The 26,295-nt window shown below is 44.4% G+C and carries 25 protein-coding genes; 11 read left to right on the top strand and 14 right to left on the bottom strand.

Translation table 11 applies throughout. The features are described 5' to 3' along the window. Positions 1-244: 244 nt before the first annotated feature. Entirely contained in the window at positions 245-793 is a 549-nt protein-coding gene (locus ACK8OT_RS13830) for a DUF4124 domain-containing protein (protein WP_410197112.1), read from the bottom strand. 54 nt (positions 794-847) lie between these two features. Between ACK8OT_RS13830 and ACK8OT_RS13835 the strand changes: the two genes are divergently transcribed. Then, the gene (locus ACK8OT_RS13835) at positions 848-1,078 is read left to right on the top strand and encodes a DUF3624 family protein (RefSeq protein ID WP_410197113.1); all 231 of its coding nucleotides are present in this window, start codon (positions 848-850) and stop codon (positions 1,076-1,078) included. A gap of 1 nt (position 1,079) precedes the next feature. On the opposite strand, the gene ACK8OT_RS13840 is transcribed toward ACK8OT_RS13835, so the two are convergent. Genes ACK8OT_RS13840 through ACK8OT_RS13850 form a run of 3 tightly spaced genes read right to left on the bottom strand, consistent with a single transcriptional unit; the run spans position 1,080 to position 4,275 of the window. Next, a complete protein-coding gene (locus ACK8OT_RS13840) occupies positions 1,080-2,192 on the bottom strand; it encodes an anhydro-N-acetylmuramic acid kinase (protein ID WP_410197114.1) in 1,113 nt (370 codons plus the stop codon). Positions 2,193-2,197: 5 nt separating this feature from the next. Further along, on the bottom strand, positions 2,198-2,821 hold the full coding sequence (locus ACK8OT_RS13845) for a response regulator transcription factor (protein ID WP_410197115.1): 624 nt from the start codon (positions 2,819-2,821) through the stop codon (positions 2,198-2,200). After that, on the bottom strand, positions 2,818-4,275 hold the full coding sequence (locus ACK8OT_RS13850; protein WP_410197116.1) for a sensor histidine kinase: 1,458 nt from the start codon (positions 4,273-4,275) through the stop codon (positions 2,818-2,820). The genes ACK8OT_RS13845 and ACK8OT_RS13850 overlap by 4 nt, the downstream gene beginning before the upstream one ends. Before the next feature lie 129 nt (positions 4,276-4,404). Between ACK8OT_RS13850 and ACK8OT_RS13855 the strand changes: the two genes are divergently transcribed. Both ACK8OT_RS13855 and ACK8OT_RS13860 read left to right on the top strand, forming a co-directional pair. Continuing rightward, complete coding sequence (locus ACK8OT_RS13855) at positions 4,405-4,755, top strand: hypothetical protein (protein WP_410197117.1); 351 nt, start codon at positions 4,405-4,407, stop codon at positions 4,753-4,755. 116 nt (positions 4,756-4,871) lie between these two features. After that, positions 4,872-6,527: a DUF2813 domain-containing protein gene (locus tag ACK8OT_RS13860; protein ID WP_410197118.1), complete on the top strand. Its 1,656-nt coding sequence runs from the start codon at positions 4,872-4,874 to the stop codon at positions 6,525-6,527. Positions 6,528-6,529: 2 nt separating this feature from the next. Here the strand turns inward: ACK8OT_RS13860 and ACK8OT_RS13865 are convergent, their stop codons facing one another. Together ACK8OT_RS13865 and ACK8OT_RS13870 are read right to left on the bottom strand one after the other, a co-directional pair. Beyond that, on the bottom strand, positions 6,530-6,952 hold the full coding sequence (locus ACK8OT_RS13865) for an META domain-containing protein (protein WP_410197119.1): 423 nt from the start codon (positions 6,950-6,952) through the stop codon (positions 6,530-6,532). Between the two features lie 154 nt (positions 6,953-7,106). Beyond that, entirely contained in the window at positions 7,107-8,063 is a 957-nt protein-coding gene (locus ACK8OT_RS13870; RefSeq protein WP_410197120.1) for a patatin-like phospholipase family protein, read from the bottom strand. 109 nt (positions 8,064-8,172) lie between these two features. Between ACK8OT_RS13870 and ACK8OT_RS13875 the strand changes: the two genes are divergently transcribed. After that, a complete protein-coding gene (locus ACK8OT_RS13875; protein ID WP_410197121.1) occupies positions 8,173-8,928 on the top strand; it encodes a S1C family serine protease in 756 nt (251 codons plus the stop codon). Positions 8,929-8,971: 43 nt separating this feature from the next. Here ACK8OT_RS13875 and hslU read toward each other — a convergent pair whose 3' ends face one another. The 5 genes from hslU to priA form a co-directional block, all read right to left on the bottom strand. Next, positions 8,972-10,306, bottom strand: a complete 1,335-nt coding sequence (gene hslU, locus ACK8OT_RS13880) for an ATP-dependent protease ATPase subunit HslU (RefSeq protein ID WP_410197122.1) — start codon at positions 10,304-10,306, stop codon at positions 8,972-8,974. Between the two features lie 43 nt (positions 10,307-10,349). Continuing rightward, the gene (gene hslV, locus ACK8OT_RS13885; protein WP_410197123.1) at positions 10,350-10,874 is read right to left on the bottom strand and encodes an ATP-dependent protease subunit HslV; all 525 of its coding nucleotides are present in this window, start codon (positions 10,872-10,874) and stop codon (positions 10,350-10,352) included. A gap of 135 nt (positions 10,875-11,009) precedes the next feature. After that, complete coding sequence (locus ACK8OT_RS13890; RefSeq protein ID WP_410197124.1) at positions 11,010-11,597, bottom strand: SPOR domain-containing protein; 588 nt, start codon at positions 11,595-11,597, stop codon at positions 11,010-11,012. Then, positions 11,597-13,345, bottom strand: a complete 1,749-nt coding sequence (gene argS / locus ACK8OT_RS13895) for an arginine--tRNA ligase (RefSeq protein WP_410197125.1) — start codon at positions 13,343-13,345, stop codon at positions 11,597-11,599. The genes ACK8OT_RS13890 and argS overlap by 1 nt, the downstream gene beginning before the upstream one ends. Before the next feature lie 111 nt (positions 13,346-13,456). Next, on the bottom strand, positions 13,457-15,652 hold the full coding sequence (priA, locus tag ACK8OT_RS13900; protein WP_410197126.1) for a primosomal protein N': 2,196 nt from the start codon (positions 15,650-15,652) through the stop codon (positions 13,457-13,459). Positions 15,653-15,865: 213 nt separating this feature from the next. Between priA and rpmE the strand changes: the two genes are divergently transcribed. Continuing rightward, the gene (rpmE, locus tag ACK8OT_RS13905; protein ID WP_410197127.1) at positions 15,866-16,078 is read left to right on the top strand and encodes a 50S ribosomal protein L31; all 213 of its coding nucleotides are present in this window, start codon (positions 15,866-15,868) and stop codon (positions 16,076-16,078) included. 202 nt (positions 16,079-16,280) lie between these two features. Then, the gene (locus ACK8OT_RS13910) at positions 16,281-17,528 is read left to right on the top strand and encodes a malic enzyme-like NAD(P)-binding protein (RefSeq protein WP_410197128.1); all 1,248 of its coding nucleotides are present in this window, start codon (positions 16,281-16,283) and stop codon (positions 17,526-17,528) included. Between the two features lie 58 nt (positions 17,529-17,586). Here ACK8OT_RS13910 and ACK8OT_RS13915 read toward each other — a convergent pair whose 3' ends face one another. Continuing rightward, on the bottom strand, positions 17,587-18,204 hold the full coding sequence (locus ACK8OT_RS13915; RefSeq protein WP_410197129.1) for an Lcl C-terminal domain-containing protein: 618 nt from the start codon (positions 18,202-18,204) through the stop codon (positions 17,587-17,589). 17 nt (positions 18,205-18,221) lie between these two features. Then, entirely contained in the window at positions 18,222-19,676 is a 1,455-nt protein-coding gene (locus ACK8OT_RS13920) for an Lcl domain-containing protein (protein WP_410197130.1), read from the bottom strand. A gap of 196 nt (positions 19,677-19,872) precedes the next feature. Here ACK8OT_RS13920 and oxyR point away from each other — a divergent pair, with 196 nt between their 5' ends. Further along, positions 19,873-20,769 carry a DNA-binding transcriptional regulator OxyR gene (gene oxyR / locus ACK8OT_RS13925; protein WP_410197131.1) on the top strand — a complete coding sequence of 299 codons (897 nt, stop codon included), beginning with the start codon at positions 19,873-19,875 and terminating at the stop codon, positions 20,767-20,769. Between the two features lie 53 nt (positions 20,770-20,822). On the opposite strand, the gene ACK8OT_RS13930 is transcribed toward oxyR, so the two are convergent. Next, positions 20,823-23,393: a penicillin-binding protein 1A gene (locus tag ACK8OT_RS13930; protein ID WP_410197132.1), complete on the bottom strand. Its 2,571-nt coding sequence runs from the start codon at positions 23,391-23,393 to the stop codon at positions 20,823-20,825. A 211-nt stretch (positions 23,394-23,604) separates the two neighbouring features. On the opposite strand from ACK8OT_RS13930, the gene ACK8OT_RS13935 reads away from it, so the two are divergent. Genes ACK8OT_RS13935 through ACK8OT_RS13950 form a run of 4 tightly spaced genes read left to right on the top strand, consistent with a single transcriptional unit; the run spans position 23,605 to position 26,289 of the window. Continuing rightward, a complete protein-coding gene (locus ACK8OT_RS13935; RefSeq protein WP_410197133.1) occupies positions 23,605-24,639 on the top strand; it encodes a pilus assembly protein PilM in 1,035 nt (344 codons plus the stop codon). Beyond that, positions 24,627-25,199, top strand: coding sequence for a PilN domain-containing protein (locus ACK8OT_RS13940; protein WP_410197134.1), 573 nt, complete (start codon positions 24,627-24,629; stop codon positions 25,197-25,199). Before ACK8OT_RS13935 ends, ACK8OT_RS13940 begins: the two co-directional genes overlap by 13 nt. Beyond that, positions 25,199-25,768 (top strand): type IV pilus inner membrane component PilO, encoded by a 570-nt coding sequence (locus ACK8OT_RS13945; RefSeq protein ID WP_410197135.1) that lies wholly within the window; start codon positions 25,199-25,201, stop codon positions 25,766-25,768. The genes ACK8OT_RS13940 and ACK8OT_RS13945 overlap by 1 nt, the downstream gene beginning before the upstream one ends. Next, the gene (locus tag ACK8OT_RS13950; protein ID WP_410197136.1) at positions 25,768-26,289 is read left to right on the top strand and encodes a pilus assembly protein PilP; all 522 of its coding nucleotides are present in this window, start codon (positions 25,768-25,770) and stop codon (positions 26,287-26,289) included. Before ACK8OT_RS13945 ends, ACK8OT_RS13950 begins: the two co-directional genes overlap by 1 nt. Positions 26,290-26,295: the final 6 nt, after the last annotated feature.

Genomic DNA, 26,295 nt, shown 5'->3' on the forward strand with positions numbered 1-26,295 from the left:
CAATACTAAGCCCGAGTCTCACGACTTGGGCTTTTTTACATCTGCAGAAAACTAAACAGATCCTCGGAGCAAGCTCCGGTCCTACAATGAGAACCGCGTTCAGCTCGAACATATCTAGGACACCGACTTTCATCATGCTCCCATTCGAAGAGGCCCTTACAGAAATGTAAGGGCTTTTTTACGTTTTCAGAAAACTAAACAGATCCCGGAGAAAGCTCCGGCACCACAGATCGAGTTGGTAGCGTTAAAAACGTGAAAGCTCTAAGTTGGCATCATTAATAATGATGCTCATTTTATTATTACTGAGTTGGAGAACTTGGGCATCGATGATCTCATTGTCGAAGCTTTCGGTTTTTTTTCCTCGCTTCATTACAATTTTTTTATTGACGTCAAGTTGCAGGAAGCCTTCTTCATAATGCCAAGTGCCCATGATGTCTGTTGAATTTTTTGGATCATTGAGAGATTGAAAGCTGAACTGCTGATTAGGCTTTAAAATCAAGGTTGACTTGCGTAGTGAACCTGGTGGTGTGATCCAGTTTCCAGATATCATATTGTTGGATTTATTATCAGATACCGTTGCAGTCTGCGCCTTAGTGCTTGTCGATGATGCTGCTGGGAGTTGTTTAACCGGCGGGGGAGCGACGAATTGCACCTGCTTAGCATCCACGCCTTTTGGCTTGTCTTGAGAAAAATGGGCGACACCATTATCATCAACCCAAGTGTATACCTTGTCTGCATGGGCTGTGTTGACAAAACATGCTAGCAATAACAATGAGTTAATTTTAATTTTCATGCCAGTATCTTTCCTTGATTAACAATTTTGATATATAAGAATAAGGTTTTTTAAATGAAATGTCAGCGTTGTGGTGACTGGTTTATTAAGAAGTTAGGGCGATGTCATGCTTGTATGATACAGACGGCCTTGCTGTTTATGGTTAGTCTAACGTTTTGGCTCTATTTGGAGGGCAGCAGTAGCGTTGAGGCTATCACTGCCATGTTCTTTGTTTTTGCTTCTGGCGGCCTATTTACATTACATATATTGGTATGGACAGTCAGGCGTATATTGGGCAAACCCTAAGTTAAGGTTGGTATATTGCCCCCAGTGTTGCTGCTTTTTTGGCTCCTGTTACTTCGGGTAAATTGCCTGCTTGTGATTCCAATCTTTGTTTTGCCAACCAAGCGAAGGCGATTGCCTCAACGTAGTCTGGATCCATCCCATATTCAATGCTCGAAACTACTTGTTGCTCAGGTAGCAGTCCCCGGAGCGTATTGCATAAAGTTGTATTATGAACGCCACCGCCACAAAGAATGATTTGATTCACTGAACTAAAATGCTTTATTTGATCGGCTATGGTTTGTGCAGTGAAATGCATCAAAGTGTGTTGTACATCGGCCGCTTGATAGTCATTATTTAAGAATGCAAGTAACCAGCCTAGGTTAAAATATTCTCTACCTGTGCTCTTGGGCGTTGGTAATGCAAAATAAGGGGCTTGGAGCAGCTTGTCTAACAATTCAGGAATGATGCAACCTTGAGCTGCCCAATGGCCATTTTTGTCGTAGGGCTTGTTGAGCTTTGCTTCGATCCAAGCATTCATCAACATATTGCCCGGCCCCGTATCATAGCCTAAGGTAGGTTGACCTTTTGCCAGTACCGTGATGTTAGCTATGCCACCAATGTTTAAAACGATATTAGTGCCTGTTTCAGGTGTGAAGATAGCTTGGTGAAATGCAGGAACTAAAGGCGCTCCTTGGCCACCGTAGGCCATGTCCATGCGCCGAAAATCGGCAACCGTGGTAATGCCCGTCTGTGCAGCAATAATATTGGCATCACCGATCTGTAAGGTAAACGGATGTTCACCATTGGGGTGATGAAACACGGTTTGGCCGTGGCTACCAATCGCTTTAATTTGCGCCGCTTTGATACCTGATTGTTGTAGTGCTGCATTGACACATTCGGCGTGGTATCGCCCAATTTGGTGATCTAATTGACCCAGTTGTACCAAGGTTAAGGGTTGACCTTGGCAAATACTTAGGGTGTTTTGTTGTATCGTATTGGGTAAGACAAAGGTTTGGCTAAAGATAGGTTTTATTGGCCAAGATGTTAGGTCGACGATGCTGACATCAACACCGTCGAGGCTAGTTCCCGACATCAAGCCTATATAATATTGCGGGTTAATTTGTTCATTAACCATGGCAATTATTCGTCATCTTTAAGCTCACCTGCGGCCATTAGCATTCGCATAAGCTGTGCTAGGCTACGTGCCTTCATCTTGGTCATGATACGCGAGCGATGAATTTCTACCGTGCCTTGAGCGATGTTAAGATCAATGGCGATCACCTTGTTGGCATGGCCTTGCGCAACCAAATCCATGATCTCTCGCTCTCGCTTAGTGAGAGAGGCTATGCGTTCATCAATTTCATGTTTTTTAGTGAGGTCATGGCGCTGCTCTTTATCTTGAGCAAGGGCTTTATCGATTTTTTCTAGCAGTTCAAATTCACGAAACGGTTTTTCCATGAAATCAAACGCGCCCTTTTGCATGGCCTCGACTGCCATAGCAATATCTCCATGGCCTGTGATAAAGATGATCGGCAACAATGCATTTAATTCATTTAGCCTGTCTTGTACCACCATGCCGGATAGTCCAGGCATACGGATATCTAACAGAATACAGCCATGTTGCTCTTCGAAGTTGTCGAGAAACTGTTGACCATCACTGTAGCTGCGAAATTGGTGACCTACGCTTGCTACCATCATTTCAAGCATTTCGCGAATGGATTCATCATCATCAATGATATAGATGATCGGGCTTTCTTGACTCATTTGGATGTGTTCTCCTGATTAGGGCTTAATGGCAGTTGAATTGAGAAGCAAGCGCCTTTATTTGCTTCGCTTGTGACCATAATATTACCGCCATGAGCTTCAATAATACTATGACAAATTGACAAGCCAACTCCCATACCTTGTTCTTTTGTGGTTATAAAAGGCTTAAATAAGTTTTGCATTACCTTGGCGGCAAGACCTGGGCCATTATCGGCAATATGCATGATGACTATCTGATTAATCACTTCAATTCTGATCTTAACCTCGGCATGTTGGCGTTGCTTTAATGCTTCTATGGCATTACGGATAAGGTTAATCAGCACCTGTTGTAACTGCACTTTATCGACATCAATGCTGGGTGAGGAAGACAGCGTTTGGAAGTCAATTCTCACTTGGTTTTTAGTGGCCATATCTTGCAACATGGCGATAGATTCTGCGACTAAATCGGTTGCTTTATGTGAGCCACGTTGCGGAGTCCTATCTCTAACAAACTCGCGAGTGCGCCTTATTATCTCAGAAGCACGAATAGCTTCACTGGATACTTTTTCTAAGGTTTTTTCAACCATAGCGGTGTTGATAGGATCTTGGCCCACAAATCGCTTACAGATATCAGCAAAGCCCGTAATACTGGCTAAGGGTTGATTGAGTTCATGGGCCAGTGAGGTCGCCATTTCACCCATAGTAAACACACGATCAAGTTGAGCTAATTGTTGATTTTGGTTGATGATTTTTTCTTGTAGCTGCGCTCTTTCTTGGCTGGCTAAACGCTCTGCTTGATGAGCGTTAAACAGCCTTTGTTGCATGGCATTAATCGCATTGGCTAACTTATCCATGTCATCCGCTTTTAGAGGCCCAGAGCGTTTGAGTTGGATTGGCAGGGGGGGGGCATCCGGAGTCACTTGCTCCAAATTAGCAACAATTTTTACCAGATGACGACCAATTAAGCGGTCAATCAAAAACAGCATAAACAGCATGACGGCAAAGGTTTTGATTGCGTTGAATAATAGCGTCAAGGCTGCAGCATTAACTAACTCTTGATAAATGTCATGTAGATCCGCTGTAACGGTAAGGGTACCCAGCTCTCGTTGCTTGTCTCTGTGCTGATGGATAATGGGAAAAGTGTAAACCTTAACCCAGTCGTGCTCTATCGCCCCTGAGCTAAACTTCTGGCCATCGACGAGCGCTAAGTGTGTTTTGACTATATAAGGCTGACTTAATACGCCTTCTAGCTGAAGTCGGATTAGTTTATCGTCGTAATCCCAGACGCTTTCACTCAGGCTTTTTAGTAAAGAGTTTTTAATAATTTGTTCAGATTGATTGAGCTGGTTAATATCACGCGAGTATTGGGTGTAGAGTGTAATACAGGTGAGAATAAGTGTAATAACTGAACTACAAAGCACGGTGCCAATGATGAGCTTTTTAGCTAACACACTGTCTTTATAGATAGTTTTCAAATTATATCCCTTTCGATATGGCTAAACCTATGAGTAAACCTATGGCTAAACCTATGGGTAATCCCTAATTTAGAAGCGTACGACATGCACTTATTATAAGCTCATGACTTCATCATTTAGACATCAATCATGAAAATTGGCTTATTAGGCTATCAAAAAATGCCTGATGCATTCTCCACTTGGTTGGAGTCTTCTGATATTGAAATCAAGCAGTATAAATCGACCGCTGAGTTTGTGCTAGACCAGAAAAAGTCACTTTTGGCTCTGCTAGTGTCTACTTTTCAATTAGATAACGGTTCAATAGTATCATTAATTCAACAATATCCCGACATAGCTCAGGATGTTAATTTAGTGGTTACTGAGTGTAAAGGGGTCTCTCAAGCGGTCCAAGCCATGCAAGTTGGCGCAAAAGAAGCGCTGCCAGATAAAATTCAGTCGGCTAAATTAATGGCTTTAGGCAATCAGTACGCCAATCATTAAAGCTTTGTCTTCCCCTCTGATAAGTATTTGATCACAAACTTTTTTATATTTTGCTTACCAAAGTCTAGCATTTTCGGTTATAAGTCATAGTAAGGCTGTTGATCGTCGAGGTAGATTTGCTCAAGCATATAGAGATAGTCGGATTTAGAGGTATAGCTAGGTTATCACTTGAACTATCGTCGACTTGTGTCTTAATCGGTGAAAATGCTTGGGGTAAATCGAGCCTATTAGATGCATTAAGTTTACTGCTTAATAGCGCCCAGCGGTTATATAAATTCCACCATGAAGACTTTCATGTCGCCCCTGAAACGGAGGTGACTCATCGCCAAATCACCCTCGTACTCACTTTTGAAGAAGCCTATATTGGCCAGCATCAACGCGCTCGATTTCGTTCCATCGCTCCTTTGTGGATCGGTGCGCCGAAATACAAAAAGCGCATTTACTATCAAGTTGAAGGCACTCTAGGAGAGGATAATCAAGTTCACACCCAGCGAGCGTTTCTCAATAGTCAGGGTGATGTGTTACCGTTTGAAAACAGTAATGAATTAGCCAAACAGTTGATGTCGTTTTTTCCGGTGTTAAGGATTAGTCAGGAATGCAGTTTACAGCCTTGGATGGCCGATATTGCGGACACGTCTGAGCGGGTTCAATCTGAGCTCTTAGTAGAAAAAACCGTGCTGCGTTTACACTCGTCTTCGCAACCTCTGCCAGAGCGTGAACTGAAACAGGCGATAATGGCGACAAAATACTTGTTTGAGCACTATTTAACTCCTCGTTTCACCCTTGCCGAACAACCAAGCCAGCCACGAAAAGTACGTGAAATGGGGCTAAAGCCCATCTCATTTCGTGCCATTGATGATTTTAGTGAGCTGTTAAAGCTCACCGCAGGAAAACATAATCGCGCAGCTTTGCTGGTTTTACTCGGGTCATTTTTAAGGGCGCGAGGCCCCAGTTTATTACGCCGGGGCAGTAGCCCAATTTTACTGGTGGAAGATCCAGAGGCCCGATTACATCCCATTAATTTATTGACCAGCTGGGCTTTTTTAGATCAACTCCCAATCCAAAAAATAGTGACGACTAATTCATGTGATTTGTTGGCTGCCTTTAAATTGGACGATATTGTACGCCTAGTGCGCCATTTTGATAGAACCTTAGTTCATACCTTAAACGAAGCTATGTTCGCCAGTGATGAATTTAGACGAATAGCGTTTCATGTCAGAATCAATCGTCCTGCCAGTTTACTTGCCCGCTGTTGGTTGCTCGTTGAAGGGGAAACCGAGCTATGGCTGTTAACTGAATTAGCGCGAGTCTGTGGTTACAGTTTTGCGGCAGAAGGAGTGCGTATTGTTGAGTTTGCCCAGTGTGGTTTACCACCTTTAATTAAAGTGGCTAAAGATTTTGGCATTGAATGGCACTTGCTAACCGATGGTGATGAAGCAGGCAAGAAATATAGCTCACAAGCCAAGGCGTTATTAGGGCAAGAAGGGATCCGTGAGCGGCTGACTTTTTTACCGGATAAAGATATAGAGCATTTTTTGTTTAATAACGGCTTCAGTGATGTCTATCTGCGTCAGGCAAAAGTCAAAAGGCAAGAGTTAGACAAAATGGGAGCAACTAAGGTGATCGATAAAGCGATAGGCAGAAGCTCTAAGCCGAGGTTAGCGTTAGCCATCGCCGAAGCGGTAGAAATGAATGGACGGGATTCGGTTCCATTGTTGCTAAGGCGAATGCTGAGTCGCCTAATCGCCTTAGCAAGGAGTCAAGCTGGTTAAGGTTAGTCAGCTTGTTGATAAACGAGTGTATGCTCATTACCAATTAAGATTAATTGGTTACCGTTTATACTGACTTTGCTCCATTGGTTGAGTGTTGTACTCACTTTTTGCTCTAACGTGTCTAAACCTGCTGGACACATCATCATGGTCATTCCCATCTTATCAATTTTTAATTGACCATCTTGCCACTCAGCTTGACCAAAGAAGTTATTACAACCAGCAATACCATTGGCTTTTAGTGACTCATCTAATTGTAAACTAGGTGTTTTTTTACCTAGCGGCATAACTGGCTCGCCATCGACGGTGATTAAATGCCACTTTTGTCCGGTGATATCCGCTGCATTAAGATCTTGAGGTGCGTTGTTACTAGTACATGCACTAAGAACAAGGGCTGCTGCAGCAAAAGGAATAAGACGTAGTTTCATAAAGCTCTCCAAATGATTAAAGGGGTAAGCTGTATTGCTATATGAGTATAATAATATGGAATAAGTGTTCTGTGTATCTGTGATAGTGTAGATGTTTATAGTGATGTTGTATTGAAATACCCATATTGCTTGCTACTTTTGCCGATATTTGGGTTCATTTGTTGAGGTTATGCCAAATTTTCACGGGGACGACATTCACCGCCGTCTCATAGCCTATGGTGTAAAGTCTTTGTTTATCTTCCATCGACATATGAAAGTCGACCGGTGAGGTGTTGCCTGTGTTGACCACTATAGTTCGGTGCCAAAATTTTTCATTAACGTATTCCCTTGAAATGGTTGTCATAAAGGTGCGAATTAGCAATGAAATATAAGAGGCTAACGGGAACAGTTTGTTGGTGTTGATGGGGTGAGTATCACCATCGCCGCGTAAACGAAAGCAAATCACTGGAGTGCCGTTATCGGCCCAGTCTTGATGTAAGGCATCTTCGGATAAAATGCTGCCATCGACCATCAAGTGGTTCTCATAGGGTTTAAAGGCAAAAATGAGTGGAATTGACATGGAAAACCGCACCGCACGCGATACTTTCTCATTGGGTGTGTTAATCGCATCAAATACCACAGGTGTGCCTGAGCGAACGTCTGTAGCAACAACATGCAGATTGATAGGTAAGTCGGCAAAACGTTTGCCACCAAGCTGATGATCTAACCAAGCCTCAAACTTGTCGCCAGAACAAAGCCCGCCATTGCGCAATAAACTAAGTAACGAAAATCCCTTAAATTGCTCAAAGTCGGTTTCGAGCGCGATGCCTTTTATGGTGTCGAGACTTAAGCCGCTGGCATACAATGAACTGATAATACTTCCGCCAGACACGCCGACGAGGTGATCAAAATTGACCTCTAAATCATGCAAAGCTTGTAAAATGCCAATATGAGCAGGCAGACGAGTGCCGCCGCCGGCGAAAATAGGGACTAAATAGCGTTCGTTATTCTGCGGGATATTCCCTTGTGGCCATTGATGAGTGGCTAGGTGATCTGAGTTAGAGTTAAGGTGCGGCGAGGGGGCGGTGCTTGCCTGAAAATCTAACTGATGATTGCTTTTCGCATGATTCATGAAGAGACAGCTCCAACATCGACATATTGAAAGTATGGAGTAATTTTCGATTCTTGCGCGATTCGATCGACTAAACTTAGCTTAATAGTTTGTCAAAACAGGCAACCAAATGAATCGTTCACACTTTATCAAGTTAAGCTGGGTGCTGTTGTTATGGGCAATTAGCCAAGTTGTACATGCTAAATTGGTCGACACCGTTGCGCGCGTTAAAGCATCCATTGTGGCAGTCGGTAGCCATAGTCCTACGGGCAGCCCGAGATCTGAATTTAGCGGAACCGGCTTTGCGATTGGCGATGGTAGCCTCATTGTGACTAACTATCACGTCGTGCCAAGCGACTTAAATGCCAGTAAGCGTGAACAACTGGTGGTATTTGTAGGCCAAGGGAGTAAGCCCAAGGTTTATGATGCGACGGTTATTGCCTCGGATCGAGTACATGACTTAGCCATACTAAAAATGAGTGGGGTGAAATTAACACCGTTACGCTTAGGGGATGACACTCAAGTTCGTGAAGGCCAAAGTATCGCGTTTACCGGTTACCCCATTGGCGCCATTTTAGGGCTTTATCCGGCGACGCATCGCGGTATTGTATCGGCCATTACTCCAATTGCGACGCCGCAAATTAATAGCCAACAAATTACCCCGCAAATGCTTAAACAGTTACGTAAGCCTTATAAGGTGTTTCAGTTAGATGCGACCGCTTATCCGGGTAATAGTGGTAGCCCTGTCTATGATCCCAATACCGGAGCCGTGATAGGCGTGATCAATAAAGTATTTGTACAAGGCTCAAAAGAAGCTGCGTTAACCAATCCCAGCGGTATTTCTTACGCTATTCCGATTCGTTACGCCAAGGCTTTGTTACAATAAAAAAGGCCGCACGTTGGCGGCCTATTCACTCAATCTCAGTTGCTTACAGAATAAAGCGGCTGAGATCTTCGTCTTCGACTAGCTCATCAAGGGCATTAACCACATAGTCTTTATCTATGATAATGCTATCGCCATCACGCTCAGAAGCATCAAAAGAGAGTGATTCCATTAAGCGCTCCATGACAGTGTGTAAACGGCGAGCACCAATGTTTTCGGTTTTCTCATTCACTTTCCAAGCGGCATCGGCGATGTGGCGAATACCTTCTTCGGTAAACTCCACTTTCACCCCTTCGGTGGCCATTAAGGCGGTATACTGCTCGGTTAACGATGCGTGAGGCTCGGTTAAGATGCGCACAAAATCTTCTGCTTTTAGTGCTTCTAATTCAACGCGAATAGGTAAACGGCCTTGTAACTCAGGGATCAAGTCAGAAGGCTTGGCAATTTGGAACGCACCCGATGCAATAAATAAAATGTGGTCGGTGCGGATCATGCCGTGTTTGGTACTTACGGTTGAACCTTCAACCAATGGCAATAGGTCGCGTTGAACCCCTTCACGGGATACATCTGGGCCAGAAGATTCGCCTCGCTTACAGATCTTGTCAATTTCATCAATAAAAACGATGCCGTTGTTTTCAGCAGCAAAGATCGCCTTTTCCTTGAGCTCCTCAGGATTAATCAGCTTGCTTGCTTCTTCTTCCACTAAGGCTTTAAGGGCTTCTTTTACCTTAAGCTTGCGTTTTTTAGTGGTGTTGTTGCCCGATAGACTTTGGAACATGCCTTGTAGCTGGTTGGTCATTTCTTCCATGCCCGGAGGCGCCATTATTTCCACACCCACTTGCGGCACGGCAACATCTATTTCGATTTCTTTATCATCTAGCTGACCTTCGCGTAGCTTTTTGCGAAATACTTGGCGGGCATGACCTTCTTCTGGCTTGCTGTCACTGTTATCCCAGCTGGTTTTAGCCGGTGGTAACAGGGCATCAAGAATACGCTCTTCGGCTTGCTCTTCAGCGCGAAACTTCACCTTTTCCATTTCTTGTTCACGGGTGATTTTTAGCGCCACATCAGCTAAATCGCGGATAATGGTTTCGACTTCTTTACCTACATAGCCCACTTCGGTGAACTTAGTGGCTTCAACCTTAATGAAAGGTGCATTAGCTAATTTTGCTAAACGACGCGCAATTTCGGTTTTACCCACACCCGTTGGGCCGATCATTAAGATGTTCTTTGGTGTGACTTCTTGGCGGATGCTTGGCTCTAATTGCATGCGACGCCAGCGGTTACGTAGGGCAATTGAAACCGCTCGTTTTGCTTTATCTTGACCTATGATGTGGTCATCTAATTCACTTACTATTTCTCTAGGCGTCATTTCAGACATAAAATAATCCTGTCTTAGTGTCAGTTAGCTGACGAAAAATGGGTTAGTATTCCAGTACTTCAATGGTCTGGTTAGTGTTGGTATAGACACAAATGTTGCCCGCAATAGTCAGGGCTTTTTCGACAATAGCGTCAGCCTCAAGGTCGGTATTTTCAAGCAGGGCGAGTGCGGCAGATTGGGCAAATGCACCACCTGAGCCAATGGCAATCAAATCATGCTCGGGCTGCACCACATCACCATTACCGGTAATAATGTAAGATTTTTCTTTATCGGCTACCGCCAATAAGGCTTCTAATTTACGTAGCATACGATCGGTGCGCCAATCTTTGGCGAGCTCTACCGCGGCACGCTCTAAATGGCCTTGGTGAGCTTGTAGCTTGGCTTCAAAGCGTTCTAGCAAGGTGAATGCATCTGCCGTACCGCCGGCAAATCCTGCTAAAACCTTGCCATTATAAAGACGGTGAACTTTACGGGCGTTACCTTTCATTACTGTATTGCCAAGTGAGACTTGGCCATCGCCACCAATTACAACTTTATTACCACGGCGAACTGAAACTATCGTAGTCACGGGATACCTCATCAGTATTCAAGCGCAAGATATCTTGCAAGATAAAAACTAAGATGGGGGGGGGAGATCTCATTTTCAAGCGTGGTTAGGGGTTTTTCCCGAAAAAAATCCCCACTTGAGTGGGGATTAATCGCGTTACTTTGGCAGAGGCCCTTGCCACTGCCAGATTTGACAGTTGCGAATACCTGCTCGATTGAGCTTGTGCGAGTCTGTTTGCGCCGCGCGTTTGCGCTCGTAAGGACCCAATATCACTTTGTACCAAATGCCTGAACTGCCATTCACCTTACGGATTTGACTTTCAAGCCCTTGAAAAGCAATGGTGGCTTTTAAGGTCTCGGCTTGATCCATTGCCCTGAAAGAGCCGCATTGCATTTGATAAGGAATGGCGGGTGGTGGATCGTCTGGCACATCCACTTCCACTTCCTTGTTTTCAAGTTGCTCTATGTAGTCCCATTTTTCCTTGGGTTTTTCTGGTAGCGGTTTTTCTGTGCTAACCGGTTTAGGCTTTGGTGTTGGTACTTCAGCAACAACGGCTTCGCTGACATCATCTTGTTGCGCCGAACCACTGATGCTGTACAGAAAATAGCCGAAACCCGATAAACCTAATACCGCAATAACGATAGCAACGATCGGCAGAGGGCTGGGTCCAGCAGATTTGGCAGGACTACGCTTGGCATTGCTTTTGCGCTTTTTAGGTTGATTGCTGACGTAGTCCCTCGCCATTACATACGCTCCAAGGTATCAATGCCCAGTAAGCTAAGGCCTTGTTTGAGGGTGCGAGCGGTTAGCCAAGCTAGCTTCAAGCGGCTTTGTTTTTGCGCTTCATCTTCAGCTTTAAGAATTGAGCACGCTTCATAGAAGCTAGAGAACAATCCCGCTAGCTCATATAAGTAGTTACACAATAAATGTGGGTAGCCGAGGCGAGCAACACTGGCGATAACTTCATTAAATTGCACCAACTTACCGGCTAAATCGATTTCTTTCTCATGATTTAAGATAACCTGACCCGTTAGCTGCTCTGGCGCAATTCCCGCTTTTTCAAATACGCTTGCCACACGAGTGTAAGCATATAACAGGTAAGGAGCGGTATTACCTTCAAAGCTCAGCATCTGATCAAAGCTAAACATATAGTCGCTGGTGCGGTTTTTCGACAGATCTGCATATTTCACCGAAGCGATACCGACCACATCAGCGATGCTGCGTAAGTCTTGTTCGGCCATATCGGGATTTTTCGATTTAACCAGCTCGTAGGCGCGATTTTGCGCTTCGGTTAAAAGGTCTGCTAGCTTAGCCACGGTGCCAGAGCGTGTTTTAAACGGCTTGCCGTCTTCGCCCATCACGGTGCCAAACGGCATGTGCTCTAGGCTGGTTGTTGGCTTAACAAAGTTTGCCTTGCGCGCAACGGTAAATACTTGCTGGAAATGTAAGCCTTGGCGAGCGTCCACAAAATACAAAACTCGATCCGCATTAAGGACTTTTTGACGATAACGCATCGCAGCTAAATCTGTGGTGGCATATAGGTAGCCGCCGTCTTTTTTCTGGATGATAACCGGTAAAGGCTCGCCTTCTTTGTTTTTAAACTCATCGAGAAAAACACAGTTAGCACCTTGGTCTTGCTGTAATAAACCCAGTTGGTCTAAGTCAGCGACTACTTGCGCAAGGTCGTCATTGTAAGCACTTTCACCACGCACATCGCTGCGCTTTAGGCTAACACCTAAGCGGTCGTAGGTTTCTTGACAGTGAGACAAGCTCACTTCGTTAAACTCACGCCATAGTTTGTTACAGTGCTCATCACCCCCTTGTAGTTCCACCACTAGGTTACGGGCGCGAGCGGCAAAATCTTCTGACTCATCAAAACGTTGTTTGGCGGCGCGATAAAACACTTCGAGGTTGGCAAGGTTTGAATCGATCTCTTCCCCCTTGGCTTGCAGCTCTTCCATATAGGCTAACAACATGCCAAATTGGGTTCCCCAGTCGCCTACGTGGTTTTGACGAATCAGGTGATGACCTTGAAATTCAAGGGTGCGGGTTACGGCATCACCAATAATGGATGAACGTAAGTGACCCACGTGCATTTCTTTGGCTAAGTTAGGCGATGAATAATCCACCACTATAGTTTGTGGGGCTTCGACTTGGCTAATACCTAGACGTTCATCAGCCAGCGCTACATCGATTTGCTCAACCAACCAAGCTGGATTTAGGAAGAAGTTGATAAAACCCGGACCCGCAATATCTACCTTAGTAATCAGGCTAGATTGTGGCAGGTTGTCGATAATTAACTGCGCTAACTCGCGTGGGTTTTTCCCCGCGGCTTTGGCTAACATCATCGCCAAGTTAGTAGCAAGATCGCCGTGAGCTTTGTCTTTGGTTCGGTCAACTTGAATTCGTGGCTCGGCCTCGGCAGGGATGATGCCTTGTTGCTTTAGGGACGCGACTGTTTGCTCAAGTAGTTGTTGAAGTTGCTGTTTCATTCAGGATGACCGCCAATAAATCTGAGACTAAAAAAATAAGAGCCCGATTTTAACGTGTCTGCGCCGCGAAAACCAGAACGGAAACGGGCGCAAAGCACGCGAGGTATATGTCTAAATAAAGTCCGTCGGGTCGATGTCGAGGGACCAGCGTACTTTAACCGCAGACTTAAGCTTTTCCACCTCGGTTATACAGGAGCTGAGTAGGCCTGCAATCAATGCTCGACTCGGCGCTTGAATTAGCAGTTGAAAACGATATTTGCCGGCGCGGCGCTCCATAATGGCAGGCATTGGTCCAATCAGCTCTATCTGTTGATATTGCTGGGCATAAGGCTCAAATATGGCCTTTATTTCCTCAAGGAACGTCAGCGGTAAATTGGCATAAGTGGCTTCGGCGCGAAACAAGGCTTGAAATGCAAAGGGCGGCAATAATGCATCTTGGCGCTCGGAGAGAGCGCTGCGGGCAAAATCTTGATAGCCATTATTGACAAGATCCTGCAGTAAATAATGCTCAGGATGATGGCTTTGAAGTACCACTTGACCGGGCTTGCTGGCGCGACCGGCGCGTCCTGCTACTTGAGTAAACAATTGGGCTAATTTTTCTGGTGCGCGAAAATCACTGCTAAATAGTGAGCTGTCGACATCTAAGATGCCCACTAAGGTAACATCGGGGAAATGATGGCCCTTGGCGAGCATTTGCGTGCCGATTAAAATTTGGTATTCACCTTTGTGAATGCCCTCTAAATAGTCGGCTAGGCTGCCCTTGCGTCTTGTGCTGTCGCGATCAATACGTACCGCTTTATATTGGCTGAATAACTCGGCCAAGGTTTGCTCGAGTTGCTCGGTGCCCACGCCTGCGCCAACCAATTGCGTTGAACCACAATCTTCACATTGATAAGGCACGCTTCGGTGGCTATTACAATGATGGCAAATCATCGCGTTATCACCTTGATGCCAAGTATAAAACGCATCACAACGCTGGCATTTGGCGAGCCAGCCACATTCATGGCATAGCAATGCAGGTGCATAACCGCGACGATTTAAAAACAGCATCACCTGATTGCCTTGCTTCAAGTGCTTGTGCATCAACTCCATCAGTTGCGGTGACAGTCCAGCACTCAGTTGAACATTTTTAATATCTTGCAAGTAATGGCGGGCGTGCTGAGCATTACCCGCGCGCTGTTTTAGACTTAAATGGTGATATTTTCCGGTTAAGGCGTTATTCAGGCTTTCTAACGATGGCGTGGCTGAGCCAAGCACGATCGGAACTTGTTCTCGCATGGCGCGCATCACGGCGAGATCGCGCGCATGATAACGAAACATTTCTTGTTGTTTAAAAGAGCTATCGTGCTCTTCGTCGATAATGATAATGCCTAGGTTAAGCATCGGCGTGAAAATGGCGCTGCGTGTGCCAATCACAATGGCTGCGCTGCCTACTCGGCCATGTAACCAAGTATCTAAGCGCTCGCGATCCGTTAATTCGGAATGCACTAAATATATTGGCACGTTAAATCGAGATTTAAACCGCGCCACGGTTTGTGGGGTTAGGCCTATCTCGGGCACCAACACGAGAGCTTGTTTGCCCTGAATTAAAACGTGTTCGATCAGGTTTAAGTAAACTTCGGTTTTACCGCTGCCTGTTACCCCTTCGAGTAAGTAACAAGCAAAGGAATCAGCGTTATTAATGCTGGCTACGGCGATGGCTTGCTCGGTATTAAGCTCCGGCTTGGTTTCGCTGAGTGCGAAAGGCTTATTCCAATCGGTTTGAAATTTGCCTTGCTGTTGAGTTTTCTCGGCAAGTCCTTTGTTGGCCAGTGCATTTAACGTGGCGGAGCTGACATCTGCTTGGTTGAGTTCGCTGCTGGTTAAGCTTTTCCCCTTTAACAAAGTCCATGCCGCGAGTTGTTTGGGACTGCGTTTAAACAAAGTCGACTCGGCTTGCTGGCCTTGAAGGGTGAGTTGCCATAAGGTCGACGACTTTAAGGTATCGGGCTCGCCCTGTTTGAGTAAAGCGGGTAACGCTTGTGCAACCACATCGCCGAGAGGATGGTGATAGTAGTCACTGGCCCAGCGAAACAATTTGAGCATTGCTGGTGGAATGATAGGTTGGGTGTCGATGATTTCTGTTAAGGATTTTAGCTTAGCAATGTCAAATTCGCTGGTCTCTTTAACCGCGATCACTAGGCCAATTTTGTCTTTATTGCGAAAGGGGGCTTTAACGCGGCAACCCACATCAACCTGACTCCCTTCGGGGATCAGGTAATCAAAATGTCGACGCAGTGGCACAGGCAAAGCAAGGGTACAAATCATAGACGTTTAGCTGCAATAAGAGTTCGCATTAGTGTAACGGCAAGCGAGGCAAAATAAGAGTGCAAATATCGCAAAGCAAAGCTTGCTAGCGGCCAACTGATGGATTATTATTCGCCCCCTAAAATTCCCGTGCATATTTGCACTTTATTAATTACGTGTGGTATCTGGCAAGATCTGACCAGATGGCGACACGGCCCTAACGAGGTTATTCCTATGAAAGCTGGTATCCACCCAGAATACAAAGAAATTACTGCTACTTGTTCTTGTGGCAACGTAATCGCGACTAAGTCTACCGTTGGTAAAGACCTAAACCTAGACGTATGTGGTGCATGTCACCCATTCTACACAGGTACTCAACGTGTTGTTGATACTGGTGGTCGTGTTGACAAATTCAAGAAACGTTTTGCGGTACTTGGCAAAAAGTAAGCTTGCAAAATGTTCAATTAAAGGCGCTAAGGCGCCTTTTTTTATACTTAAAATTTACCTGTTCGTAACATCTGCTCACTATTCTAGCAATTGATTTATTCCTCTTTTGTTTTTGCTGGGAATTTGGTCAATACTTGACTATCATCACATTTCTTTATTTTAGTACTTTCTTTTTCCGAAACAGGATATTGGATCTAACATCATGACAGATGCGCGCCAGCAAGCCCTTGATTATCACGCCTTACCGACACCTGGTAAAATTAGCATAGAATTAACTAAACCCGCCGAAACCGCAAAAGACTTGGCGCTGGCTTACAGCCCAGGTGTGGCCGAGCCGGTTAAAGAAATAGCCATGAATCCGGACGAGGTTTATCGCTACACGGGTAAAGGTAATCTAGTCGCTGTTATCACCAATGGTAGTGCTATTTTGGGCTTAGGTAATTTGGGGCCATTGGCATCAAAGCCAGTTATGGAAGGTAAAGCTTTATTATTTAAACGCTTTGCAGGCCTCGACTCGATTGATATTGAAGTAAAACACCGCACTGCGGAAGAGTTTGTTAACACGGTTGCGAATATTGCCGACACCTTTGGTGGTATCAACCTTGAAGATATTAAAGCGCCAGAGTGTTTTGAGATTGAAAAGGCGCTCGTCCAGCGTTGTAGCATTCCCGTGTTTCACGATGATCAACATGGCACCGCGATAGTAACTGCAGCTGGCATGATCAATGCGCTCGAGATCCAAGGCAAGAATATTGCTGAGTCGACCATAGTTTGTATGGGCGCGGGCGCTGCCGCGATTGCCTGTATGGAGCTATTGATCAAGTGTGGCGCGATGCGCGAGAAAATCTATATGCTCGATCGTAAGGGCGTGATCCATACTCGTCGCGATGATCTGAACGAATATAAGAAGCTGTTTGCTAACAATACCGATAAACGTACCCTTGAAGACGTGATTGCGGGAGCGGATGTGTTTGTCGGTGTGTCTGGCCCAGATGTTTTACCCGCTGAAGCCGTTGCATTAATGGCGCCAAATCCTGTCATATTTGCGTGTTCAAACCCAGATCCTGAAATTAAACCTGAACTTGCCCACAGCGTGCGTGATGATTTAATCATGGCCACTGGGCGCAGCGATTACCCTAACCAAGTGAATAACGTGCTTTGCTTTCCGTTTATATTCCGTGGTGCCTTAGACGTACGTGCTCGCGCCATTACCGATGAGATGAAGGTGGCTGCAGTCCATGCCATTCGCGAACTAGCCAAAGAGCCAGTACCAGCAGAAGTGTTAGCCGCCAGCGGTGAGAGTAAGTTGAGCTTTGGTCGAGACTACATTATCCCTAAGCCCATGGATGCGCGTCTATTGCCAAAAGTAGCAAGAGCGGTCGCCGAGGCTGCGGTGGAATCCGGTGTGGCGCAAATTGAAATGCCAGAGGGGTATATGCAGGCAAAATAGGGAGCCAAATGTTTTGTCGTTAGGAATAAAAAGCCCTTCAAATGAAGGGCTTTTTTATTTATTTTGCTTTGCAAGCATCAGTAACAGGCCACTCGCCACAGCGCACTAGCCGAACTGAATAAGACTCTCTGGTTTGCCCTTCGGGTCGTATTGGATTTTCAAGTCCTGTACGAAAGCTAATGATTCTTGATGTAATATGATCATAATTGCTACCCGCTACACTATCATCTGAGCCCTTGTATGGCGTGCTTGAATAGTAGTTAACAGGATAAGTATTAGGAAAAATATCCTGGTTAATTGATGGATTGTAGCAACTTCTGTCTACAATCGAGTCTAGCTCTTTGATATTGGGCATCCGCCAATCATTCGCTGTTAAAGTTGGGGTTGTATTTTCTGAAACAACGGCTTCTAGTGCACTTTTCCACGTAGGGAATGAGGTCGGTGTCCCTTTGCATGTTTCTTTACCATTTTGATCCAAAGCCCATGTTTGACCAAGACTACAAAGAGACCACACTAACCCTGTGCGCGTATCTTTGATTGTTCCGTCGTTTAGAGACACAAAGTGCGCTGGCACGTAGTCTTTCTTTATGTTGCTATTACAGTAAGTATCTGCAGCAAAAGATGAAGCACTTGTTAAGGCTACACTTGCAAGCAGGAAGGTATTAAATAATTTCATTGGTTTTACTCCTCCTATTAAGGTGTAGGCTCGTTACTTGGCGTTGGGTTGTTATTGACAAGTGACTTATCATCTCTTCTAACTATCATAACTTTGTTTGACTCAAGTTTAGAGCAAAGCTGTAATTGACCACTGGTTAGGTTAAAACACATCGCGCTGCCAGGTTGCTCTGCTGAAGAAGTTGCTGTCCAGTATAAATTGGTGGCACCGTTTTCAATTAAGCAATCATCACTTGCACAATCAAAAAAGAATTTGTCTAAAATGTCTTTTTCGCCATTTGAGATATTTTGGTAATTGAACACGCTTCGAAATTGTTCAACTGTAGGCAGTTGCCAATCGGTAAAACCGCAAACGCCAAGATCGCTGGCTTCACGAACATAGTCTTCTGTTGAGCAGTAAATAGCATTATCTCTTGGGCGAAGTTGATAGGCACAAATAGAGTTGGCTGGCTGATAAGGAGCGTTATTTGGTAACGCTCCACTATCAAATCCGCTAAACCAGCCAGCCTTGCCTCCATTAGTCATTGTATTTGTGTCTAACCAAGGATACTTAAAATTAACGGCATTAAAATTACTAGGAGTCGTTGAAAAATAGAAAATTTTTCGTTTATCTGGTTCTCCGGGCCCTGGAGGCTCTGCCGCAGGATCTAGAGCAGTGAAAATAGCATTAAAGGGAGCTTTACGCTCCCATACCATTCCGGTAATTTCATCTTTTACACAACGCCAATCTGCCGCGTTGGCATTTAACTCATTACCTGCAAAGTCTAGCTTGGTATAACGAAAGCCAGCTTGCCCCAAATATTGAGCAGTGCCAGAGCTACGCTCTGAGCCATCTTTGTAATAAGGTGCATCAGCTTTATCATCATCGATATTGACAACATCAAAACCTCTGCTGGCATCTTGGCCGGGATGAGACGTTGGTTCTAATGAAAGATTGTAGTCAGTTTCATCAGAAAATGTTTCCATACCTGTATCGTTTAAACGAACATCGCCAGAAATAATAAAGGTTTGGGTTGCTTCTTGTCCTTCATCATTAGAGAAACGTATTTTTAGGGTGCGTCCACCTCGTGGAGTCGATGATTGATATGTGGTTAAACTTAAGATTGCTGTTTTATTTCCCGAAGTAAAGGTCAGCGTGTCTTTAGGTTCAATATCATAGTCTTCACCCATAATCGCTGTGCCCGTGATTTCCATGCTGTATTTAGCATCAAAAGATGGCACCAAGTCGAGGGTATAAGGGAAAGGAATAGTGTTGTTTTTTCTATCTAACTCCAATATTTCAGCTGGAATAGTTAAAACAACTTTATTGCTTGGAGCATCAGAAGGAGAGATACTAGGTTCCACGCTAGGTGATTGAGTAGGCTCTGAACTAGGTGTTGTCCCCTCATTACCTCCACTAATATCTGTACCACTACCGCCACAAGCGCCCAATAGTATCGCTGAAGTTAATACTGCTAATTTACGCCAACACATTTTCTTCTCCCTCAATGTGTTTAAAACATGATAGTCATGTTTTTATAAATAAATAATCCGCTGGCATGTTAACGCTTAAATCTGTATTTATAAAGATGTTAGAGGTGAATGATGTTTACCAATAGGTTATTTATGCGAAGTCAGTGGTGTTTTTGCTGAATATGTAACCAGTCTTAGGTAATTTGGAATTTGTAGAATGAATATTAGAGATCTGGAATATTTGGTTGCGCTCGAGGAGTTAAAGCATTTTCGCAAGGCGGCGGAGAAGTGCTTTGTCAGCCAGCCTACCTTAAGCGGCCAAATTCGTAAGCTGGAAGATGAGTTGGGTGTGCTTTTGATGGAGCGATCTTCGCGCAAGGTATTATTTACTCAGGCGGGTTTGGATATCGCGGCAAAAGCGCGCAAGGTTTTATTGGATGTAAAACAAATCAAAGAAGCTGCGCGCTCTTACAGTGAGCCAATGAATGGCCCCTTACATGTTGGTTTAATTCCGACCGTTGCCCCCTATTTGTTGCCTGCAATTGTTCCTCCTATGCGTCAGGCTTTTCCTGAGCTCGATGTCTATCTTTATGAAAATCAAACCCATGTTTTGCTTCGCCAGCTAGAGGAAGGAGAGCTTGATTGTTTGATCTTGGCTTTGTTGCCTGGAATGGAAGGTTACGGACATATCAGCTTGTATCATGAGTCCCTAGAGCTGGTGGTGCCACAGGGGCATAAGTGGGCAGAGCAGCCACAAATTGATCTGGCTAAGCTAAGAGGTGAGCGGGTGCTCATGTTAGAGGATGGCCATTGCTTGCGAGATCAAGCCATGGGATTTTGTTTTACGGCGGGGGCCGATGAAGACACCACGTTTAAGGCTACGAGCCTAGAAACGTTACGTCATATGGTGAGTTCGGGAATTGGCATTACTTTACTGCCGCGTTTAGCGGTGCCGAAAGGGCGAAATAAGGATGGTTTAGTTTATGTGCCTTTTTCCGACCCCAAACCTGCCCGTGAAATCGTGTTGCTCTATCGAAAAAATAGTGTCAGAAGACCTTGCTTCAATGAGCTGGGTAAACTGATTAAACAAAAAATAAGTAAAAAAGCACAATAATTGTAGACAACGTTGCGTTAAGGACTGAGCCTTAACGCAACGAGATATGTTACCTAGAATAACTCACTTTCTTCATCTGGATTAGTGAAGATGTCGGATTGGTCTTCCGGAACATAACGGTTTGGCTCGGTACCTTCTTCGAAGTATTCCGTGCGCGCCTCTCTTCCTGAAGCGTTAGCGAGTAGCCCTGTTTCTAAATCAATGACTTTTTTGACTATGTCGGCTGGAATGGTTTTGGGTTGCTCAGGATGATCTTCCAAAAAGCTTGACATAAACTCAATCCAAGCAGGCTGTGCTGTGCGTCCACCAAATTCGCCACCCGTAACTTGTTGATTACCAAGATTAGGGTTGTAAGCGGCATAACCTAAGGTTCGGCTATGATTGTCAAACCCAACCCATGCCGTGGCAACCGAGTAAGGTGTCATTCCCGAGAACCAAGCGTCTCTGGCTTCGTTAGTTGTACCGGTCTTACCTGCAATATCGTGACGTTTTAGCTCTTTAGCTGCACGCCAGCCGGTACCATTCCAGTGCTCTCCATTAGCCTTTCCACCCCAGATTGCACTATAAAGGGCCTCCTTTATCAAAAATGCGTTAGCGCCTGAAATCACGCGCTTAGCCATTTTGGATGTAGGTGGCTGATAAGTTTGCCCATCTTGTTGTGGTTCCAGCTTATTCTCTAATTCTGTTGAGGTAAGAATCTCTTCATCAAATTGAGCGAGCGCTTGCTCCTCTGTTAGCGGCTGACCTGCGACAGGAACTTCTGGGCCACAAGTCATACAAGCAAGGTCGGGCGCAGCTTGATAAATGAGATTTCCATATGCATCTTCCACGCGGGAGATAATATAAGGCGATATTTTAAAGCCGCCGTTAGCCAAGATTGCATATGCCGTTGCGACCTCAAGTGGGGTAAGCTCAGCAGCGCCAAGGGCTAAGGTTTCATAGGGTGGTAAGTCTTCTTTGTTGAAGCCGAATTTAGTTAGATGATTAATAACGCCTTCAACGCCAACGCTACGAATTAGGCGGACAGAAACCACGTTTTTAGATTTAGCTAGCGCAACCCTGATCCGAATTGGACCATCATAGACTGCGGGGGAGTTCTTTGGTCGCCAAGCTTTACCAAGACTCGCATCCCAATGGTTTATAGGTGAGTCGTTCACTAAAGTTGATAGGGTGTAGCCATTTTCCAATGCTGCTGAATAGAGGAAAGGTTTGATATTTGAACCGACTTGGCGTTTTGCCATGGTTGCTCGGTTAAACTTGCTCTGTTTAAAATCAAAACCACCCGAAAGAGCTTGGATTGCGCCATCTTTAGGGTTTATAGCAACAAATGCACCGGAAGTGTCTGGTAGCTGAGACAACTTTAGATTTTCACCATCAGCTCTAACCCAGACCATGTCTCCTGCACTCACGATTTCACTTGCGCGTTTAGGCGCAGGGCCTTGGCGCTTATCATTAACAAAACGGCGAGCCCATTTTAGCCCATCCCAATTAATATTACCGGCTTTGCCACCCTTCACCAGTACTTCAATGTCTTTGTCATTCACCTTAGTTACGACAGCAGGAGAGAGAACATTATAAAAAGGTTGTTCAGCTAAATGATCAAAAATGCGTTGCATTGTCCAAGGCGCTTCACCTTTAGTTTCGTCCCAGAGTTTTTCGATTGGGCCTCGAAAACCATGGCGTAAATCATAGCTTAATAAGTTATTAACTAAGGCGGCATTGGCCGCGAGCTGTGGTTTTTCGGTCACTGTGGTGTAAACATTTAGACCTTGGCTGTAGGCTTGATCTTCACCTAACATATTAACTAGCTCTTGCCGCGCCATTTCCGCAACAAAAGGAGCATTAAGTTCAATTTCAGCACCATGGTAGCGGGCTGTAATAGGGGCTGCATTAGCTTCATCATATTGCGCTCGAGTAATGTGGCCTTCTTCTAACATACGCATTAATACGACGGCGCGACGGGCCCTTGCATTTTCAGGTGAATAGATCGGGTTGAGTTTAGACGGTGCCTTAGGCAAGCCTGCTATCACTGCGGTTTGTGCTAATGTGAGTTCATCAACCGATTTTCCGTAATAAACTTGTGCTGCCGCGCCAACGCCATAAGACCGATAACCAAGTGATATTTTATTTAAGTAGAGTGCCAGAATCTCATCTTTGGTAAGCAGTTGCTCGATATGCAGGGCAATAAATACTTCTTTAATCTTGCGAATTAGAGTTTTTTCACGTGTTAGGAAATAGTTACGCGCTACTTGTTGAGTGATGGTACTCGCGCCTTGTTTTGCGTGACCACTGGCAAGATAAACGGAAGCTGCACGCACGATACCTATGGGATCTATCCCTGGATGCTGATAGAAACGACTGTCTTCTGTTGCTAAAAAGGCATCAATCATCTGTTGTGGAATTTCTTCGATGGCAAGAGGAATACGGCGCTTTTCACCAAATTGTGAAATGAGCTTGCCATCGCTGCTGTAAACCTTCATTGGGGTTTGCAGTTGGACTTCGGTTATGGTTTTTACGTCAGGAAGTTCAGGTTTGACATAGTAATACATGCCAACGATTGCAGCGACACCGGCAAAACCTAAAAATAGTGCGACTAAGAGTAATCGCTTAAACCATTTCCACATGAAAATTCCTACTTAGTTAACAAAAAACACAAAGAGTGGCTAGTATATCCTTTATATCTTGCAGTTAAACAGTGATTTGTGATTTAAAGCATTGGAAGAAAGATATATTTGCGCTTATTATAGCGGCTAAAATACGCTACTTTTCACTTAGTTATCAAGATAGAACTGGGACGTTATGTTATCAGGATTAAGGAAAAAGCAAACCTACGCTATGATCGGAATCGATTTAGGATCGCATTCTGTGAAGGCTGTTGCCCTAAGTAAATCGGGTAAAAGCTATAAAGTTGAAGGTGTTGCAGAAATGACTGTGCCTAAAGGTGCCATCTCTGATCGCCAACTAATCGAAGTTGATAAAGTGGCTCAGGTTATCAAGCAGGTTAAACGTAACTTTCCTGCTAAATTTAAGTATGCAGCTGCCGCTGTTTCGGGGGCTGATGTTTATACCCGCGTCGTACAAATGGACGCAGACCTCAGTGAGTCTGAGCTTGAAGGGCAAATTGAACTTGAAGCCGAGCACTTAATACCGTTCCCTATCGATGAAATCAGTATCGATTTTGAAGTGTTGAATAAAAACCTAGCTGATCCATCACGTAACGATGTACTTATTAGCGCCGCTCGTACCGATACTATCGTGACTAAGGCTTCTTGTATCGAAGATGCTGGATTAGAGCCCAAGGTTATCGATATCGAGTCTCATGCGTTAGGCCGTGCTTGCCAGCTGGTTTTGACCGATGATGAGTACGATAAGGTGGTTGCGGCTATTGATATCGGCGCATCAATGATGACCTTTGCTATGATGAATAAAGGCGAAACGGTTTATGCGCGGGTGCAAAACTATGGTGGTCATAACTTTACTCAAGCCATTGCCAATTTTTATAGCATGAGTGTTGAGCAAGCGGAGAAAGATAAGCTTGCTAACACCTTGCCAGCAGATTATGACAGTGATGTGTTAGCGCCATTTGTCACCTCGGCTATTCAGCACATACGACGAAATATTCAGTTATTTTGTAGCTCGAGTGGTTTTTCCAAAGTTGATAAATTAGTGTTAACCGGTGGTGGTAACTTATTACCTGAGTTGGTCAGTCAGATTGAATCTGAATTAGAAATCCCATTACTGCTTGCTAACCCGTTTACCGAGTTTAGCTATGCTAATTCAGCCGATGAAAAGTTAATGGCCATGAATGGACCTAAATATATGACGGCATTAGGGTTGGCATTGAGGAGTTTTACACCATGTCAAATATAAACCTACTGCCTTGGCGCGAAGCCCAGCGTAAGCGTAAAGAAAAAGATTTTTATGGTCTGCTATTTTTGGTTTGTTTAGTCACTGGCGCGTTAATGTTCGGTGGTAAAGTTTACCTCGATGGTGAAATAGATAAACAAAATCAGCGTAATGCTTTTCTAAATAATGAGATTAGTATTTTAGACCGTCAGATTGCAGAGATTAAGAATATCAAAGAGAAAAAAGCGGAAGTAGAAAAACGCATTAATCTGATTCAACAATTGCAAGATCGTCGCAATTGGCCTACTGATTTATTTAACTCATTACCTGAAATTACCCCAAATGGTGTATTTTTAGAGAGCCTGAGTTTCAACGATGTGAAAATAGCCATTAGTGGTAAAGGTGAATCCCAATCAAGAATTTCGAGAATGTTTAGAAACATTGAAGAATCAAGTCGTGTTGGTAATGAGACACTGGGTGGGATTTATGCAGCAGAAACTAAGCCGATCAAACTGTTTAAATTTGATATGACCTTTGAGGTGTTGAGTCAGGTCGCAAACGACCAAGCTGGAGGGGCTCAATAATGAATGTGAATGAGTTAGATTTTGAGAATATCGGTAGCTGGCCTCCATTATTCAAAGGCATATTTTTACTAATCATCGCGGGTCTTATTGTTGGTGGCTTTTATTATTTCATTTTTGACGATCAAATTAAGTCGCTTGAACAAGCTCAAACCAAAGAGCTTGAAATAAAACGGCAGTTTGAAACCAAAGCGGCCTTAGCTTCTAATTTAGAAGCGTATCGCGAACAAATGGTACAAATTGAAGGGCTGTTGGCTGAACTAGTGAAAAAGCTACCCAGTAAGAGTGAAGTGTCGACATTGCTCGATAACGTAAACTTTATAGGTAGCGATAATGGAATGCAATTTAAGCGCTTTAAGCCATTGCCTGAGATAGAAAAAGAGTTTTCTGTTGAAGTTCCTTACAGCTTAGAAGTGGTTGGTACCTATGATCAAATAGGTCAATTTTCAGCTGATATTGCTAAATTACCGCGTATCATTATCCTAGATAACATTGATATCAAAAAAGTGGATAATGAAATATTAAATGTGCAGATAACAGCCAAAACTTATACCTACAAGGAGGCCAAATAATGAAACGCCTTCTGCTCACGGGTTTACTGTTATCGCTAATGGGATGTCAGGCTAATGATGACGATCTTAATTCCTATGTAGCAAATATTAAGTCAAAAAGTTATCCTATTAATGACAAGATTCCTGAAATACAGGAAATAGAAATAGTACCTTATTTAGGTGAAAGTAAACGAAAGCCGTTTTCTATTCCTAAACCCGAAACTGCTTCAGGCAATCCGGGCGCTCCGGATACTTGCCCTCAGCCAAATACCTCAAGGCAGAAACAGCCTCTGGAGTATTTTTCGGTTGATAACCTATTTATGCGCGGCACCATAGAACTTGATAAAGAACTTTGGGCTCTAGTGCAAGTCAGTGGCGGTGAATTACACCGCGTTAAAGCTGGCTATTATATGGGGCAGCATCACGGACGGATCCTTTCTGTTAAGAAAGATCAAATTAACTTGTTAGAACTGGTACCAGATGGCGAAGGGTGTTGGAGTGAACGCACTACCCAAATTGCTTTGGTTGGCGAAGAAGAATAAGAGAGA

This window comes from Motilimonas thetidivivens, assembly GCF_046452435.1.
Taxonomy (GTDB): Bacteria; Pseudomonadota; Gammaproteobacteria; order Enterobacterales; family CBDFNC01; genus Motilimonas.